14 protein-coding genes are annotated in these 17,447 nt (G+C 26.8%); 4 read left to right on the top strand and 10 right to left on the bottom strand.

Annotation, left to right across the window (positions count from 1 at the left end):
- Window positions 1-132: 132 nt before the first annotated feature.
- The 3 genes from GPX08_RS09070 to GPX08_RS09060 are packed head-to-tail and all read right to left on the bottom strand — an operon-like array spanning window position 133 to window position 2,624.
- Entirely contained in the window at window positions 133-1,155 is a 1,023-nt protein-coding gene (locus tag GPX08_RS09070; protein ID WP_156626496.1) for a hypothetical protein, read from the bottom strand.
- Window positions 1,139-2,029 carry an ATP-binding cassette domain-containing protein gene (locus GPX08_RS09065; protein WP_156626495.1) on the bottom strand — a complete coding sequence of 297 codons (891 nt, stop codon included), beginning with the start codon at window positions 2,027-2,029 and terminating at the stop codon, window positions 1,139-1,141. Before GPX08_RS09065 ends, GPX08_RS09070 begins: the two co-directional genes overlap by 17 nt.
- A gap of 22 nt (window positions 2,030-2,051) precedes the next feature.
- Window positions 2,052-2,624 (bottom strand): hypothetical protein, encoded by a 573-nt coding sequence (locus tag GPX08_RS09060; protein WP_156626494.1) that lies wholly within the window; start codon window positions 2,622-2,624, stop codon window positions 2,052-2,054.
- A 270-nt stretch (window positions 2,625-2,894) separates the two neighbouring features.
- Between GPX08_RS09060 and GPX08_RS09055 the strand changes: the two genes are divergently transcribed.
- Complete coding sequence (locus GPX08_RS09055) at window positions 2,895-4,298, top strand: hypothetical protein (RefSeq protein WP_156626493.1); 1,404 nt, start codon at window positions 2,895-2,897, stop codon at window positions 4,296-4,298.
- 20 nt (window positions 4,299-4,318) lie between these two features.
- Here the strand turns inward: GPX08_RS09055 and GPX08_RS09050 are convergent, their stop codons facing one another.
- The 6 genes from GPX08_RS09050 to GPX08_RS09025 all read right to left on the bottom strand — a co-directional run bounded on the left by GPX08_RS09050 (window position 4,319) and on the right by GPX08_RS09025 (window position 11,776).
- Window positions 4,319-5,404 carry a gfo/Idh/MocA family oxidoreductase gene (locus GPX08_RS09050; RefSeq protein WP_156626492.1) on the bottom strand — a complete coding sequence of 362 codons (1,086 nt, stop codon included), beginning with the start codon at window positions 5,402-5,404 and terminating at the stop codon, window positions 4,319-4,321.
- 19 nt (window positions 5,405-5,423) lie between these two features.
- Entirely contained in the window at window positions 5,424-6,029 is a 606-nt protein-coding gene (locus GPX08_RS09045) for a sugar transferase (protein WP_156626491.1), read from the bottom strand.
- 31 nt (window positions 6,030-6,060) lie between these two features.
- Complete coding sequence (locus GPX08_RS09040; protein WP_156626490.1) at window positions 6,061-7,923, bottom strand: NAD-dependent epimerase/dehydratase family protein; 1,863 nt, start codon at window positions 7,921-7,923, stop codon at window positions 6,061-6,063.
- Window positions 7,924-8,032: 109 nt separating this feature from the next.
- A complete protein-coding gene (locus GPX08_RS09035; RefSeq protein ID WP_156626489.1) occupies window positions 8,033-9,460 on the bottom strand; it encodes an oligosaccharide flippase family protein in 1,428 nt (475 codons plus the stop codon).
- A complete protein-coding gene (locus GPX08_RS09030) occupies window positions 9,453-10,628 on the bottom strand; it encodes a glycosyltransferase (RefSeq protein ID WP_156626488.1) in 1,176 nt (391 codons plus the stop codon). The genes GPX08_RS09035 and GPX08_RS09030 overlap by 8 nt, the downstream gene beginning before the upstream one ends.
- Window positions 10,629-10,645: 17 nt before the next feature.
- A complete protein-coding gene (locus tag GPX08_RS09025; protein WP_156626487.1) occupies window positions 10,646-11,776 on the bottom strand; it encodes a glycosyltransferase in 1,131 nt (376 codons plus the stop codon).
- Window positions 11,777-11,938: 162 nt separating this feature from the next.
- Here GPX08_RS09025 and GPX08_RS09020 point away from each other — a divergent pair, with 162 nt between their 5' ends.
- Both GPX08_RS09020 and GPX08_RS09015 read left to right on the top strand, forming a co-directional pair.
- Window positions 11,939-12,757, top strand: coding sequence for a hypothetical protein (locus GPX08_RS09020; RefSeq protein WP_156626486.1), 819 nt, complete (start codon window positions 11,939-11,941; stop codon window positions 12,755-12,757).
- A complete protein-coding gene (locus tag GPX08_RS09015) occupies window positions 12,729-13,715 on the top strand; it encodes a hypothetical protein (protein WP_156626485.1) in 987 nt (328 codons plus the stop codon). Before GPX08_RS09020 ends, GPX08_RS09015 begins: the two co-directional genes overlap by 29 nt.
- Before the next feature lie 43 nt (window positions 13,716-13,758).
- Here GPX08_RS09015 and GPX08_RS09010 read toward each other — a convergent pair whose 3' ends face one another.
- Window positions 13,759-15,630, bottom strand: coding sequence for an N-acetylmuramoyl-L-alanine amidase (locus GPX08_RS09010; protein WP_156626484.1), 1,872 nt, complete (start codon window positions 15,628-15,630; stop codon window positions 13,759-13,761).
- A gap of 225 nt (window positions 15,631-15,855) precedes the next feature.
- Here GPX08_RS09010 and GPX08_RS09005 point away from each other — a divergent pair, with 225 nt between their 5' ends.
- The gene (locus tag GPX08_RS09005; protein WP_156626483.1) at window positions 15,856-17,409 is read left to right on the top strand and encodes a cell wall-binding protein; all 1,554 of its coding nucleotides are present in this window, start codon (window positions 15,856-15,858) and stop codon (window positions 17,407-17,409) included.
- Window positions 17,410-17,447: the final 38 nt, after the last annotated feature.

The following is a 17,447-nucleotide window of genomic DNA, read 5'->3' as shown; positions in this document are numbered from 1 at the left end:
GTTTTAATAATTAAGATATAAAAAGGTTGCCACATAGGCAACCTTTTTATATTAACTTATTTAATTTTAGAAACTCAGCTCTGCTGCAGTTTCATCCTCAATTCTACATTCTTAATTATTCATTATTCATTTTTACAGTCTGTATATTTCCTTAGGTTTTATTTTAACTTTCTTCAATATAAAGTGACATATAATGCTTACTACTATAATTGACCCTAGTCTTATAACAGCTAATTTATATGGTCCTAAAGTATATAAATACCTTGAATTAACTATTTCTGATATAAATAAAGCTAATATAACCCCTGGAAAAGTAGTTATCAAGAATTTAGCTATTTTTCTAGGAAAATCAAATATTATTCCTTCATTCATATTTTCTAACAACATTTTATTAGTTAATCTCTTTGCAATAATTATTAATATTATTCCAACCAATATTAGAATAGTAGATATAACTATTAATTGAGTATTGGTCATTAGATTTCCGTAATTACTATAATTAAAATATTCCATGAGTCCATTAATTACATAATCTAATCCGTATATGTAGTTATCTCTATAATAACTTAGAGCTTGACCAAAATTAGCATATAACAATATCAAATATATAAGGCCAAGTATTAAAGTTCCAAATAAATAATAAATATTCGAAAAAATAGAATCTAATATAGCTAAAACTCCTATAACAATAATAGCAATGCTTATCAATTTAAGAGTATCCATAAGCACAACTTCCTGTAAATTTCCTATATAACTCAATATCTCTCTTTCTCTACACCAACCTCTTAATATAGAGTATAAAAAAGAAATAATAAATACTAGTGCAGAAATAGAGACTATAAAAAGCTCTCTCTTTCTTATATCCATTCTTGAATATGGACCCGAAAGTAAGGTAGACCATTTTTTTCTTTTAAAAACTCCAACAGTAAGCACATAAACAGTTAATAAATATAGTCCAAAGAAAAATATATAAACAAAGGAAAATATATTTTCTCTATTAATATCATTATACAAATACATTCTTATTGTCCAATTAAAGTAGTTTGATATTGCCAGTAGATTTATTACAAAAGCTCCAACGTAGGCAACTAATAAAGGAATTAGGATACTACCATCACCTTGATAAAATATGGTCTTATTAAAATATTTTTTCATCAATGCACTTCCCCTCTATCCTATTAATAAATACCTCTTCTAGAGTTAGATCTATTTCTTCTAAAAATAAAGGTTTAAACTTTTTAAGCCATTCTTTAAATTCATCACAATTTTCTTCAACTATTATAGTAAATACTCTTCCTACTTGAGTAACTCTAAATATTCCTTCAAAATTCAAATCTTCTAAGTACACAGGCATATCAAAAGCAACTTGTATCTTTTTAAAATTACGTCTAATCTTCTCTAAAGAATTGTGATAATCTATACTAGCATTATGCAAAATAATAACCTCATCACATATTTTTTCAAGCTCAATAAGATTATGAGTACTCATTATAATAGATTTATTATTTTTAGATCTTTCTTCTATAATAAGTTTTAAAAGTTTTTCCTTTAGTATTGGATCTAGACCTGAAAGTGGTTCATCCAAAACAAGAAGTTTCGAATCTAAAGAAAACGCAATCATTAAATTCACTCTCATCTTCATCCCTTTTGAAAGCTGAAGAAATCTTTTATTTAGAGGAATCTTAAAAATCTTGTTTATTTCATAGAACTTTTCTTCATCAAAATTGTTATACACTGATTTATAATAATTTATAATTTCAGATATTTTAATTAAATAAAAACTACTATGTTCATCAGGTACAAAGGCTATCTTACTTTTAGCTTTAGGGTTATCATAAATTTCCTCCCCATCTAGTAAAATAGATCCTTCACCTTTATATAAACCAACAATAGCCCTAATTAAAGAAGTTTTACCAACTCCACTTGGCCCTACTAAGCCTAGTATCTTTCCACTTTCCAAGGTGAAACTTATGTTATCTAATATTGCATTGTTTCCATATTTAAAAGAATAATTCTTAACTTCTAACATATATATTTAACCTTTCAATATATTAATTTACATAGTAATAATCAACTACGTATCCTTCTCCTTCATTAACTACAACTAGATATAAAGTCATTGGCTCTTCTTTGGCCTCAAATACATTTTCAAAAGTACCATCATCTTTAGGAGTAATATTCTTATACAAACTGATAAACGCTCCATATCCATCTAAACGAAATAATTTTATATCCTCTGGTTTAATATAGTTAGGTATTCCTTCTAAAGAATGCTCGTACTTCTCTATTATAAAATCTGAATCATTCATAGAAATTTCTTTTAATTCATAATTAAAAAATAGTGGTATTTGAGAATTTATTGAACTCCATCTATCCTCACCAATATATAATCTATATCTTCTAGAAATGCTTTCTAGAAACTTTCTAGAAACTTTATCGTAATATCCATTATCAACTTTTACAGTTTCAGTTACATTTGCGTGTCCTATAAAATTCACTATAGCTTCCTTAGGTGTATTAAATGTTGTTTGTTTTTCATATATATCTTTCTTATTCCCTAATGCCCCCACTATAAGGAAAGCTATTACAACACCAATAAAGGCTAGTACTGTAGACTTCTTCATTCTTCCTTCTCCTAATATGATTGATTATAAAAAATACTAAGTATAAAACTCCTATACTTAGTATTATATTTTTAAATTACTTTATTAACAATAAATATTTTCTTAATAAAACTTTTGTAATCTTAAAATTTTCTTAAAAGTTACATAAAACTGCTAATTTAATCATTTTTAAAGACATCTGTATTTGTATTACATTGACACAAAAGTTTTTGGTACGTATAATAATAACATTAGTAAATAACTATATTGTGTACTGGAAGGGGTATAGCAATGAATATAACAAAAAAATTATTTTTAAATAAAGTAAATTTACTATATAGTTTAGTTACAATAATGATGCTTTCAACTATATCAATAATAGCACCAATTACTACTGAATTTAATATTTTAATTTTAATTTGGGCTGCTATATATTTCTTATATGACTTTTTTACAAAAAAAACTTGTATTAAGTCTAGGCACAAATTTTTTCTACTATTATATATGATTGTTTTTGCAATTGGAATAATAATAAATATTAAAAATAATCCAGTAGATAATATTAAAACTTTTGTTTATACAGGATTTTTCTTATTTATTCTTTATTCATATGATTCTAATAAAGAAATAATTACTGCACAGAAAGAAATAAGAAACATAAATAATATAGTTATCTTTATTAGTTCAATAACTAGCTTTATAGCTATAATAATGTTTATTTTTCTTATTGAGTTTACTTTTAATGATATTCCTCAAGGATTTGTATATCCAGACTCTCCTGCTTTATGGGGGCTGTATGGTAATCCAAACTCTGGAGGTATGATTGCAACTCTTTCAATTATATTAACAGCAGTAAATATTTATATATATAAAATGTATGACTTAAAAAAGATATCTAGCGCAAGAAAATACTACTACATATTCAATATAATAATACAATGGTTATATTTAGTACTATGTAATTCTAGAGGTGCGACAGTATCTCTACTTGCATCAATACTTTTCATAATATTTTTAAAGTCATATAATAAGTTTATAAATAAATTAAGTATATTTAAAACACTGGTTATTTCTATATTAATATGTTTTGTTATTTTAATTGGATACAACTTATCCGTTTCATTATCTAGAAACATACTTTCATACATTCCAACCTTTGTAGAGAGCATAAAAGATAATAACGAGAATACAGGTACACCAACCGATACAGAGATTACATTAGATAGAGAAATTAAGAGTGGACATTTATCCACTGGTAGAGCTGAAATATGGTCATATGGTCTAAATACACTGAAATTTAACCCTTTATTTGGACATGGTCCTGGAAACATAGGACTAGCAAAGCAAAAATTATATCCAAATGATACTTCAAAATATGTAATTACAAATAATATGCATAACGGATATATCCAAATTCTACTTTCAAACGGTATTTTAGGAATGCTATTTTTCGGAATATTTATGGTCATGATTGCTAAGGATTCAATAATAGCTATATTTAATACTAGAATCGATATAGACTCAAATAAAAAAACATTTATTATTCTATTATTAACGCCTATTATTGCAATAGCTATTAATGGCATGTTTGAAAATGTAATACTTCTTACGCAAAGCTATATGCCAACTATTTTATGGATTTATCTTGGATACCTTGGACTTAGCTTAAATAATACAATAAAAAATGTCAAGTAAATTTACTTGACATTTTTATTTTATTTCTTCATATCTGAACTAGAAAAATTAGTAAACGGGAAGTTTACTGGCATTCCAGTCTTTCTTGATTTGTATGCAGCCAAAATAATAGATAGTGGAACTATTGCATCTTCACCACTTACGTATGGCTTTCTATCTTCATTTATAGCTTCTATTACATCTCTAAATAAAGGTGTATGTCCTTTCCCATAAACACTATCTATTTCAACTTGTAAATCCTTCTTAACTGTTTCCTCGTCTTCACCTTCAAATCTCCAAGTCTTAAGTTCATTTACAGCAAGACCACCTATAACAACTGTACCCTCAGTACCAAATACGCTTAAAGTTTCTTCTAAGTTTTTAGGATATACAACAGCACTTCCCTCAACTATACCTATAGCTCCATTCTTAAATCTAATTACTATAGCTCCAAAATCTTCAGCTTCTATTGGATTTCTAAAAGTATCACATTCTGAGTAAACTCTTTCTACTTCAGATCCAATCATCCATTGTAATAAATCTATATTATGGATACATTGATTCATTAAAGTACCACCATCTAGGTCCCAAGTACCTCTCCATGGAGCTTGCTTATAATAATTATCATCTCTTCTCCAAAGAATTCTTGCTGTACCATTCATTATTCTACCAAGCTTTTCACCTTCTACAGCTTCTCTAAGCTTTTGAATAGGTTTATTAAATCTATTTTGGTGAGCTACTGATAATTTAACATTGTTCTTCTTAGCAACTTCAATCATTTCATTAGCGTCATCAATTGACATAGCCATTGGTTTCTCAACTATAACATGCTTTCCCTTGTTCATACAGTAAATTGCAATTTCTGCATGATATCCACTTTCTGTAGCTATAGTAACTACATCTATATCTTCTTTTTCAAGCATTACCTTATAGTCTTCATATATTCCTATATTTAAAGAACTATCATTCATCTTCTCTTTATATTCTTTAGCCTTAGCTTCTGCAAGCTCTACCTTAACATCGCATGTTGCAACTAAATTAGCTACATCATTGTTTTCATATAATCCTTCAACATGCTTATATGAGATTCTTCCACAACCAATAATTGCAAAATTCAATTTTTTCATTTAGCTTACCACCTTACATCTATATACATTTGACTATAGTTTTTATTATTAAATAAATATCAAAAAATAAATTACTTTTTTCAATATATTCAAGATTCAAATCCAATTTATCTTTCATTATTACATTTATATAATATTCTTCTGGATTTTCTACTTTTCCAAGTATATCATTTTCATCCTTATATCTTAATGAAGCTATGTCCGTAATTCCAGGCCTTACACATAATACCTTCTTTTGTGTTTCATTATATAATGAAACATACTTTGGTACTTCAGGTCTTGGACCAACTAAACTCATATCTCCTTTTAAAACATTCAATAATTGAGGTAACTCGTCAATTTTAAACTTTCTCAAAAAAGCTCCTACCTTAGTTATTCTACTATCTTTACCTACAGTAATTTGTTTACCAAGTTTTTCAGCATCAGTAACCATAGTTCTGAATTTATAAATATTAAACTCTTTTCCATATCTACCTACTCTTTTTTGTAAAAATAAAACATTTCCTTTAGAATCAAGTTTAATTGCTATACTGACTATTATAAATATCGGAGAAAGTATTATAACTCCAACTAAAGAAACTAAAAAGTCAAATAATCTCTTTATTCCCTGATTAAATTTACTCATTTCTTTTCCTCTACTTTGTAATAAATATATTTTAAATATCTTCTTTTGTAACTGCTACTTCATTTACTTCTTCTGGTTCCCTATAAGTAGGAACTATTTGTTTCATTTTTTCTTTAATTAGATTAATATCATTTTCTTTTAAAAGTTCTTTAAGCTCTTCTAATTTAATATTTAAGCTTTCTATACTTTCAAACGTAGGCTTTCCAATATAAATCTTATTATGACTTGTTTCAGTTAACCCTTCTTCACTCATTAATAATTCTTCATAAAGCTTTTCACCTGGTCTTAATCCAGTAACTTTAATTTTTATATCCCTATTAGGCTCAAAGCCAGATAATCTAATTAAATCAATTGCTAAATCATAAATTTTAACAGGCTTACCCATATCTAATACAAATACTTCTCCACCTTTTGCAAAACATCCAGCTTGAAGAACTAATTGTGCTGCTTCTGGTATAAGCATGAAATATCTCGTAATACTCTTATGAGTTACTGTAACAGGACCACCATTTTTTATTTGTCTCTTAAATAATGGTATAACAGACCCATTACTTCCTAATACATTTCCAAATCTAACTGCAACGAATTCAGTACCACTTATTGTGTTATATGATTGGATTATCATCTCACATAATCTCTTTGAAGCCCCCATAATATTAGTAGGATTTACGGCTTTATCTGTAGAAATTAAAACTAACCTATCAATCTTATGTTCATGTGCAGTTTTAACTAAATTTAATGTTCCAAAAACATTATTCTTAATAGCTTCTTTAGGACTTCCTTCCATTAATGGTACATGCTTATGAGCTGCTGCATGGAATACTACATTAACATTATAAGCATCAAATATTTCATCTAGTCTTTCCTTATCTCTAATAGAGCCTATCAGAACTCTCATATTAATATCTGGATACCCATCTTTTAATTCATTTTGAATATCATATACACTATTTTCGTATATATCAAATAAAATTAAAAGTTTAGGTCCAAATTGTATTATTTGCCTACATAGTTCTGATCCAATAGAGCCACCTGCTCCTGTAACTAATACGACTTTGTTATTTAAATAGTCAGAAATCCCTTTATTATCTAACACTACTGGATCTCTTCCTAATAAATCTTCTAACTCAACATCCTTTATTTTACTTACTGTTGCTTCACCAGAAATTATTTCATAAATTCCAGGTATTATCTTAATTTTACAATTTGTATTCTTGCATATATCTAAAATTTGTCTTTTATTTTCATTATCTATAGATGGTATAGCTAAAATTATAGTATCTATTTCTCTTTCCTCTGCTAGCCTTACTATATCTTCTCTCTTACCTTCAACTTTAATTCCGCTAATACGCTTTCCCTGTTTAAAATCTCTATCATCAATTAAAAGTATAGGATTTAACTTCAGATTCCTTCTTGATAGCATTTCATTTATAATCATAGTTCCAGCTGAACCTGCCCCTATAATCATTACTCTTTTTTGATCTTCAGAGTACTTATATGGCATATATAATAAAGCTCTTCTATATACTCTATATAGAACCCTATATCCTAATACTAAGATACATGTCAAAATAGTACCGATTACTGATACATTAAGAGGGATTGTTGCTCCAATAGTTCTAGTATAAACAATTGAAATAGCTCCAGCTAAAATACCGCCACCAGCACCTAATAGAAATTCATCAGTCCCAGTTAAATGCCATAATGAACTATACATCTTAAACAAAGTAAAACAGATTATATAAATTATAGTAACAACAAAAATGTCCTTTTGATAAATAGTTGCTATTTCTGTAAACCTATCATAAAATGTTATATTTATAGCTAATAAATAAGCCATATTTATCATAAAAACATCTATTATTACTAATATAAAAGTTTTTATTCTATTCATATTATTAATCTCCCAACTTAAATTAGTCATTACTCTTGCTAATTAACTTATACAATTATACTACTAACTTTTATTAATTGTCCACTGTCCATAATTTCATAAATTATAACTATTGTCTTGCTTTTAATTTTTGTATAACAACATCTAACAACATTTTAATAACATTTCTATATAATAAACATACTATTGTTGTACTTATTATTGTTACTGTTATAATAGGTAAATTTATTTTATACATACTTGAGAGTGCTGCTAATACATATACTGCTGATACTCCCACAAAAAACTTCTTAAAATTAACATCAAATTTATATAGTTTTGTTCCAAAATATGTTCTAAATCCAAAGAAGACTACATAAGCTAAACCTGTAGATATTGCAGCGCCCTTCGCTCCAAGCCTAGGAACTAATATAAAGTTACCAATAATATTGGCTATTGCAGCAGCAAGTGCTATATAAATATGATATTTTGTCTTCTTTTTAAAATTAATTCCTAAAACAGTTGTTTCGGATATTGTGTACATAATTGGCATTAGAACTAAGAAAGGAAAAATAAATTGAGCTCCTTCATAGTCGCTACCTAAAATTATTATTAATATATCCTTAAAGGCAATTACTCCTATTGCTATTATTAACATAAATAATGATACAATTTCATTTATATTGCTAAAAAATTTCTTATCCTCCGGATGAGTCGAGAATTTTTCATAAGCTACAGGAGTCCAAAATGTCGTGAAAGCTCCTTGTACAGTATTCAATATAGCTATGAAATACATAGCTCCCCCATACAAACCTAACTGTTCATAATCACTAAATAGCTGAATTGATATTCTATCAATAGATTGAAAAACCCAAGTTATACCCATTGATAATATAAATGGACTACCATACATAATTAATTCTTTGGCAGTAGTTTTAGATTTAAACTTTTTACTAAATTTTAACCAATCTTCTTTTTCTATTAAAACTCCCATTATAGTCATAACTAGATTTGATAATACTGTTGCTAAAACTAATGTAATATAATTACCATCAAAAACCTTATATATTAATATTATAAAAATAATAAAAGCAATCTTATTAACTACTCCAAGCATAGAGTAAGTTTTAGCTTTTTGTTTCATTCTAACATTAATAAGTGCAAAGTTAGCAATAATACTAATAACACTATGAAAAGCAAATAATACTACTAAAACTAATGATGTCTCTTTGACCATATAGTATGAAACTTGCTTATAAAATACTATAAGTATAGATCCTAATATTACGTTCAATAAAATAGGTAGCTTAACTGACCTTCTTAATAAATCACCCTTACAATTATCATCTTCTTCATTGAAAAATCTTATATAGGCTTGATCTATTCCCATAGTTAGAACTAATACAATTAAGCTTGTATAAGTAACAAAAATATCTGCCTTACCCTTTTCTATAGGTAAAATCATTCTAGACACAATAGGTGTTGATATTAAACCTAATATCATTACTAATCCATTTCCTATTGCAAACTCTACAAACTTTTTAAATAAATTATTCATTTATATCTCCATTCTCATTTAAAACATGATTATAAACATCTAAAACTTTTTTTGCTATTACTTCTTTCGAAAATCTCTCTTTTACATATTCTCTTAGGTAGCTTGGATTATATTTATTACTACTCTCAATAATTTTGATCATTGCATTACTCAATTCATGTACATTACATTCTGAAATCATTAATCCAATCTTTTCACTAAAGAAATCTTCTGGGCCACCACATTTAGATGTAATTATAGGTAAACCACATGCCAATGCCTCTATATAAGCAATTCCAAAAGTTTCATATTTACTAGGTAAAACAAATGCATCTGCTTTATTAATAACATCATTTAGCTTTTCCCTAGATATAGCTCCTACAAAATTTATATTATTATATATCATTAAGTCTTTAGATATATTCATTAAATTTTCTTTCTCTGGTCCATCACCAACTACTATTAATCTAGTATTACTATGAACATTTATTACTTCCTTTAAAGCCTTTAATGTTAAATCTATATTTTTATTTTCTTTCAAGTGTGATATTGATATAAAGGTAAAATTATCATCTTCTTTACTAGGATTTATTGAAAACCTAGTAACATCAACAATATTAGGTATAACTTCTACATTTTTATTAGAATAAACACCTATTGCTTCTCTTAATCTTTCACCTACGCTTATTATATAATCAGCATTATCATAAATATCCTTTAACATAGAAATATCATGACTTCTTAGTACCCCTTGCAAAACTCCTGATGAATGTTCAGTTATTACAAATGGGATGTTATATTTCTTTTTTATCTCTATAGCCGCTAAACCACCATATAATGCAGAATGAACATGAATTATATCTGGTAATCCTTCTGACTTTATATACTCTTCAAATAGTTTTACTGATTGTTTTACCCATAAGTTAATCCCTGCTGTTCCCCTCATAGTAAATATATTCCAACCATGTAACCTATACGTAATTAACCCCTCTTCATTATATTTACTTATCTGAAAATGATTTTTAGCCAGCATCTTATAATTAATTTTTGAAACTCTTCTTGTTTCTGAAAATATTACTCCAACTTTATTTCCTTGCTCCTTTATAGCTAAGGCTTGTTCCTTATAAAATATACTACTTAAAGGAAATTCCTCAGTAGGATAAGCTGATGGTATAACTAAAATATGCATTTCTATACTCCCCTAACTTATAATATTTCATTATATATATCTATATATTTTTTTCCTATGATTTCCCATCTAAAATCATCTATTATATCTAAGGTATTTTTAGACATAGTTTCATAATTAGAAACAATATCTTTCACATATTTTTCAATGCTTTCATCTTTATCAACACCATATCCAATATATCCTTCATCAAAATAACCATATATACCTTGACCTTTTGTATATATCACTGGTAATCCTCTACTTAATGCTTCTATATAAGATAATCCAAAAGTCTCAAATGATGAATTCATAACAAAAATATCACTCTTATCCAATATTTCTTTTATTTTATCTTTGTCATTAATTCTTCCCATTATCATTATCTTTTGTTTATACTCCATTTTATCTAGCATAGATTTTATTTCTTTTAAGTAATCACCATCTCCAACTATTTTATAACTAACATTTAAGCCATTTTTATTCATTTTTTCTACATCTTCCATTACTTTGTGGATATTTTTATTTTTAGTTACTTCTCCAACATAAACAAGATCTATTATTTCATTATCAAGCTTTTTAGGATTCCTTATTTTATTATTAACCCAATAATTATTAAGCCCATTAGGTATTACTATAGATTTTCTTCTTATCTCATCTTTATCAGTATTATTAACATAATTCTCTATAGTATTTTCTAAGTATGAAGGAGAAATAAAAATAATTTTTTCCGCACCCTTCAAAATATCTACGCCTAATTTTCTTAAATGAATAAAATACTTAAAGAAAACATTAACATCAGTATTTCTAACAGCTACTATATACGGAATGTTATACTCCTGTTTTAATTTGTATGCCATAAATCCATTAGTAAAAAGAGTATGTGCATGCACCATATTAAATTTCTTTAAATCTACATTGAAAATTAATTCATTATAATTCTTATTTGCTTTTCTATAAAAAAAGAATCTATCAAAATTAGTACTAGTCTCTTTAATCAAAAATTCACAATTTCTAATAGCATTAATCTTTCCAATATTAGTACCATTTTTAATAGGTATATAAACAGTTTGATTCAATCCTTGATTACTAAAATCAGTAAATAGATTTTCATATAATCTTGAACCGTAATAATAAGAACATAAATGCAATACATTTATATTATCCATTGTCTTCCTCCACTAATTAAATATATATTAATAATATTAACATACTTGAAGCAAAAATTTATGAAAGAATTATTAAAAAATATATTATATGAGTAATTTTAGAATTATATGTTATAATTCTATATGTATTATATAAATAAAATTAAATAGAAGGAGATATTTATGAAAATTATACTTTCACACGATGTTGATAATTTAACTAGAAAAGAACATAAAGATGATTTAATAGTAATAAAGATGGTAATTAGAGCCTTTTTAGAACTATTTTTATTTAGAATTAATTTATCAACTTTCTTCTCAAGATTAAGCTTGATAATGAAAAATAACTTTACTAATATAGAAGAATTAGTAGCCTTTGATAAAAAATATAATACTAAAGCTACTTACTTTTTTGCAACTTCTAATGACAATACTTTGGCTTATAAGGCTGAAGCTGCAAAACCACATACTAAATATATTTTAGAAAATGGATTAAATGTAGGTATTCACGGAATAGCTTTTGATGATTATACTAAAATGAATAATGAATATAATAAGTTTAATGAAATACATGGAACAGAAAATATCGGAATAAGAATGCATTATCTAAGAAGAAACTCTGAAACTTTTTCTTTTATGAAAAAAATAGGCTATACTTTCGATACTACAGAATATTCTCCAGAATTAAAACAGCCTTATATAACTGAAGAAGGACTTATAGAAATACCATTTCATATTATGGATAGCTATCTATTCCAAGAAAAAGGGTTACAAAAAAACAATTTAAAATACGCTATTGAATATACTAAAAATATAATAGATAAAAATATTAATAATGATATTATTTTAAATATAAATTTTCATCAAGAATACTTCTCTAAAGGATGGAATGATTGGAAAAACTGGTATATGTGGCTTGTAGAATATTGCTATAATAATGACATAAAATTTATAAGCTATCAGGAGGTTGTAAATGAACTGGAAAATAATAAAACTAGATAAGACTGATAATGAAATATTATCTTTATGGGATAACTTTGTAGATGAGTCACCTGAAGGAACTTTCTATCATAAAAGTTACTGGTTACTAAATAATATTGGTAAAGAGTATAAATCAGCACAAAACTATGAGTTTTACTCAATAACAGATAAAAATGATAAGTGGATTGCTGCTTTCTATATTTCAACTTCCAAAAAATTTGGAAAAGAATTTATAGTAATGCCCCATATGACTCCATTTGGTGGGGTAATGATATCGAAATCAATTCATAACTTAACTATAAGTAAAAGAATTTCTAATATTAAAGATATAAATGACTTATTTATAAGTAAACTTAAAGAAAAAACTCTACTATACTATAGTTTTTCACCTGAACATACTGATATTCAACCATTTATATGGAATAAGTTTATAACTTCTGTTAGATACACCTACAGAGTTCCATTAATTGATGAAAAACTTATGTGGAGTAATCTTCAAGAGAAAACTTCAGTTAATAAAGGAAATAAGCTTAATGCTAAAATAAAATGGGGATTTGATGAATATCTAGATTTATATTTTGAATTAAATAATAAGAGTTTTAGTAGTCAAAATATAAATAATTTTGATAATAACTTAACTAAAGAATTGTTAATTAACTTAAATAAAAACAACAATTGTATAATAGGAATAGTCTTTGATGAAACTGATACAGCAGTTGGTGGTTGTGTATTAGCTTATGATACAAAAAGAGCTTATTATATAATGGGCGGTGTAGATAGAAGTAATAATTATGGAATGTCATTCTTACTTTGGGAAGCTATGCTTTATACTAAAAACGAATTGAAATTACAAGTATTTGATTTTGAAGGATCTATGATTCCATCTATAGAAAAATACTTTAGAAAATTTGGTGGTGAGCTAACTCCTTACTACACTTTAAATTCTATATTATTAACTATCAAAAATTATTTTAGATAAAAAAAGTAACTTAGATTCAAAATATGAATCTAAGTTACTTTTTTTATCTAATTAAATTAATACCTAAATTATATAATGTACTATTACTTATTGCAGAAGTTCCACCTAATACGTATAAATTATTTATATTAAGTCTATTATTTGTTATAATTTGTTTAACTTCTGGTTCTACGTAATTTACATTAGATAATAATACAAAGCTACTTTGCTTACTAGCTAAAGCTGAAGAGGCTAAAGCATCTGGGAAATCAAGTCCTGAAGCAATATAAAAATTACTTAAGTTTAATTCATTTTTAAATTTATTAAATATTATCTTATTCGTTTCATATCTATTCTTTCCTCCAAGTCTTTCAACATTAGGAAGTTTAGAAGAAATATTATTTGAAATTGCACTTGTTGATCCAATAACATATGTCTTTTTTGTATTAGAACTCTTTATATAATTTAAAACATTTTGTGGAATATAATTATTTTCACTTAATAGTATTGGCATATTTCTATTTCCAGCTATTGATGAAATAGACAGTCCGTCTGCAAAATCCAATCCTGAAACTAATGCAACTTCTCCACTAGCAGTTCCCACTTCTTTTGCAATTTTTATAGATGTTTCATATCTATTTAATCCACCTAATCTCTTACTACTTATCCCAATATCTTTAAGTTCTTTTTCTACTATAGATGGAATTGCTGATGTCCCACCAATAATAAATACATTTTTAACCCCACGAGATTTCAATAAACTTGTTAGTCCAGATTGATTCTTTAATGAAGTATTCTCCACTAATAAAATCGGAGCATTATATTTGCTTGCTAATGGAGTTGCACAAAGAGCATCTGGATAATCAATACCTGAAGCTAGTATTACAGTATCTGCATTGCTCCATCCTTTTTTAAATACTTCATATGAAGTTTCATACCTGTTTAATCCATATAATCTATTTGCAACTAATGGATTCTGATCAAATAAATAAGAAGTGGCTCCATCTACTATTGCTCTAGCTAAAGTATCCTGATAGCTTGCAGTTTTCATCTTATTTGCTTCATTTACATTAGTTATAAAGCCAGACTCAACTAATGCTGCAGGCATATTAGTATTCTTTACAACAAAAAACTCTTCCCACTTAACTCCTCTGTTATTCGCCCCTGTATATTCTATTAACTTATCTTGAATGTTACTTGCTAAAGGCTTGTCCACACCTTTGTAGTAGTATGTTTCAATACCTGAAGCACTTGTAGCTCCAGCTGAGTTAATATGTATTGAAATAAATATATCTGGATTACTAGTATTAGCTATATCTTGCAGCGAAAGGAACTTGTCAGTATCTCTACTCATAACAACTTTTATACCTTTAGCCTCAAGTTTAGCCTTAACTTTTAAAGCAATACTTAATGTTAAATCTTTCTCTTTTAATCCATTTGCTACAGCCCCTGGATCATAACCACCATGACCTGCATCTATATATGCAACAAATTGTGAACTTGACTTTGAATCCATATAGCTTATAGCTCTAGGTTGATTTTCTTGTGATTCATGAACATATACTTCTTTAATGAAATATTTATTGTCCTTGCTACCAACTAAAAAAGTAGTTCCATAGTCAATTCCTTTAATTACACTACCATTAACCTCTAAAATTTCATTATCTTCAGACGTCCATAAAACCCCTTGATATTTTTCAGAATCTGATAAATTAATACTTTCACCATATTCTAAATAAATACCATCTTCAAATAAAACATTAGCTTCGCCATATCTAGATACTATTGATTTTAGTTCTTCTTCTACTTCTGTAGAGTTACTAGTATATGCATAAGCCTTAACAGTAAATACTCCAGTAAATAAGCATATAGCCATACTTAATGAAAGTATAATTGATATTACTTTCTTATAATCTTTCTTTTTCAAAATCCCCATCCTTTCAAGCGTATATTTTTATTGATTAAGTCAACATATAATAATTATATATTAAACTCCAATTCTACTCAATATCATTATGTATAAACATTGTTAAATTAAGTCTATTATATTTACATTTTATCTAATTTAGTCTAAATCTCTCTAATACTCTCTAAAAATATAATTTTTATAAATTTTAAAATATGATATAATTTTCTTTATTAATAAATATAGGAGAATGCTATGAAAAAGAAATTTATAAAAATATTATTACTATCATTATTATTTTCATCTTTGCCTACTATAGACGCTTATGCAGTAAATGTTGAGTATATAGCTGGTAAAGATAGATACGAGACAGCTGCAATGATATCGGACAATCTTAATTATAATTCTGCTATTTTAGTTAATGGATACTCATTAGTAGATGGACTATCAGCTAGTGGATTAAGCGGTGCTACTAATTCACCAATCCTTTTGACAGAAACTGATAGTATACCAAATTCAACACTATCTAGGCTATCTAAAGCAAACAAAGTATACTTGGTAGGTGGAGAAAGTGTTATATCAAAAAATATAGAGTCAAAATTAAAAAAAGATGGAAAAAAAGTAGTAAGGTTAGGTGGAAGTGATAGATTTATAACATCCCATATAGTTGCAAATGAAATCAATAATATAAAAGGCATTTCAGAAATCTTTTATGTAAATGGACTAATTGGCGAAGCTGATGCTATGAGTATAGCTCCAGTAGCAGCTAAAAATGGTAATCCTGTAATATTAACTGATGGCTATACTACTTCATATAAAAAGCAAGTGACATCATATTCCATAGGAGGAACAAGTGTATTAAGCAATAACTTTGATAACTTTTCATATAGAATTAGTGGACGTGATCGATTCGAAACAAACAAAAAAGTTGTAAATAAATTTTATCCAACTAAGAATAACGTAAATTTAAGTAAATCATTAGAGTTAATAGATGCGCTAACATCATCTGCTTTAAAAGAGCCCGTTGTTTTAATAGATGCTTATTCTGATAAATCAACTATTGCAGGATCTAGTAGCTTAACGGCATATGGAAATGTCGATCAGACTGCTGTTAACGCCTCTAAAAGTTATGTATATGGTGATACAGTTGTCTTTTACTCACAACATCAGGACGATGAAACAATATTTGCTGGTAGCACAATTGTGGATGCAATTAAATCTGTTGGTGCAGAAAATGTTTATGTTGTATTGATTACTGATGGTGATGAAAGTGGAGTTTTTTTAGATGATAGATACAAGAATTTAACTATATCAGAAAAATCTACTTTAAGAAATAATGAATTTAAAGCAGCAACTTCTAAATTAGGTGTACCAGAAAACAACTTAATATTCTTAAATCAACCTGAAAAAAATGTTGATTTAAATTTAGTAGAAAATATAATTATTAATTTTGAAAATATGTATCCTAACGTTACTCATATAACACATAGTTATAAATATGATTCACATCCTCAACATATTAAAACAGGACAAGTTATGTTAAATTTATATAAAAAAGGATTGATTAATGATTGTAGATTCTTCGGTAAACGTGAACTAATTCCAACAAACAATAAAAAACTCCTAATTAATAGTATTGCTGATACAATCGATGAAAAAAATAAAGTATTAATGGCATGTTATGAATATCGATTAGACAATAAAGATATGATAAGAGAAGGAATAGGATATAAATCTGTAGCCTCATTATTTGATCCTTTAACTGCTAATCCATTAACTCCTTCTTACTTGCATGAACCTGGATTATAATATAATTTATTACAAATAAATTACTTGAATTGAAAGTG

The organism is Clostridium tertium (genome assembly GCF_902652255.1).
In the GTDB taxonomy this organism is placed as follows: domain Bacteria; phylum Bacillota; class Clostridia; order Clostridiales; family Clostridiaceae; genus Clostridium; species Clostridium tertium_A.
The sequence above is the reverse complement of the archived record's forward strand: the minus strand, read 5'-3'. Positions and strand labels throughout refer to the sequence as shown.

Bases quoted from the DNA above. Each gene is read 5' to 3' on its own strand.
- GPX08_RS09070 (WP_156626496.1), bottom strand. From the start codon at position 1,155: ATGAAAAAATATTTTAATAAGACCATATTTTATCAAGGTGATGGTAGT.
- GPX08_RS09065 (WP_156626495.1), bottom strand. From the start codon at position 2,029: ATGTTAGAAGTTAAGAATTATTCTTTTAAATATGGAAACAATGCAATA.
- GPX08_RS09060 (WP_156626494.1), bottom strand. From the start codon at position 2,624: ATGAAGAAGTCTACAGTACTAGCCTTTATTGGTGTTGTAATAGCTTTC.
- GPX08_RS09055 (WP_156626493.1), top strand. From the start codon at position 2,895: ATGAATATAACAAAAAAATTATTTTTAAATAAAGTAAATTTACTATAT.
- GPX08_RS09050 (WP_156626492.1), bottom strand. From the start codon at position 5,404: ATGAAAAAATTGAATTTTGCAATTATTGGTTGTGGAAGAATCTCATAT.
- GPX08_RS09045 (WP_156626491.1), bottom strand. From the start codon at position 6,029: ATGAGTAAATTTAATCAGGGAATAAAGAGATTATTTGACTTTTTAGTT.
- GPX08_RS09040 (WP_156626490.1), bottom strand. From the start codon at position 7,923: ATGAATAGAATAAAAACTTTTATATTAGTAATAATAGATGTTTTTATG.
- GPX08_RS09035 (WP_156626489.1), bottom strand. From the start codon at position 9,460: ATGAATAATTTATTTAAAAAGTTTGTAGAGTTTGCAATAGGAAATGGA.
- GPX08_RS09030 (WP_156626488.1), bottom strand. From the start codon at position 10,628: ATGCATATTTTAGTTATACCATCAGCTTATCCTACTGAGGAATTTCCT.
- GPX08_RS09025 (WP_156626487.1), bottom strand. From the start codon at position 11,776: ATGGATAATATAAATGTATTGCATTTATGTTCTTATTATTACGGTTCA.
- GPX08_RS09020 (WP_156626486.1), top strand. From the start codon at position 11,939: ATGAAAATTATACTTTCACACGATGTTGATAATTTAACTAGAAAAGAA.
- GPX08_RS09015 (WP_156626485.1), top strand. From the start codon at position 12,729: ATGAACTGGAAAATAATAAAACTAGATAAGACTGATAATGAAATATTA.
- GPX08_RS09010 (WP_156626484.1), bottom strand. From the start codon at position 15,630: ATGGGGATTTTGAAAAAGAAAGATTATAAGAAAGTAATATCAATTATA.
- GPX08_RS09005 (WP_156626483.1), top strand. From the start codon at position 15,856: ATGAAAAAGAAATTTATAAAAATATTATTACTATCATTATTATTTTCA.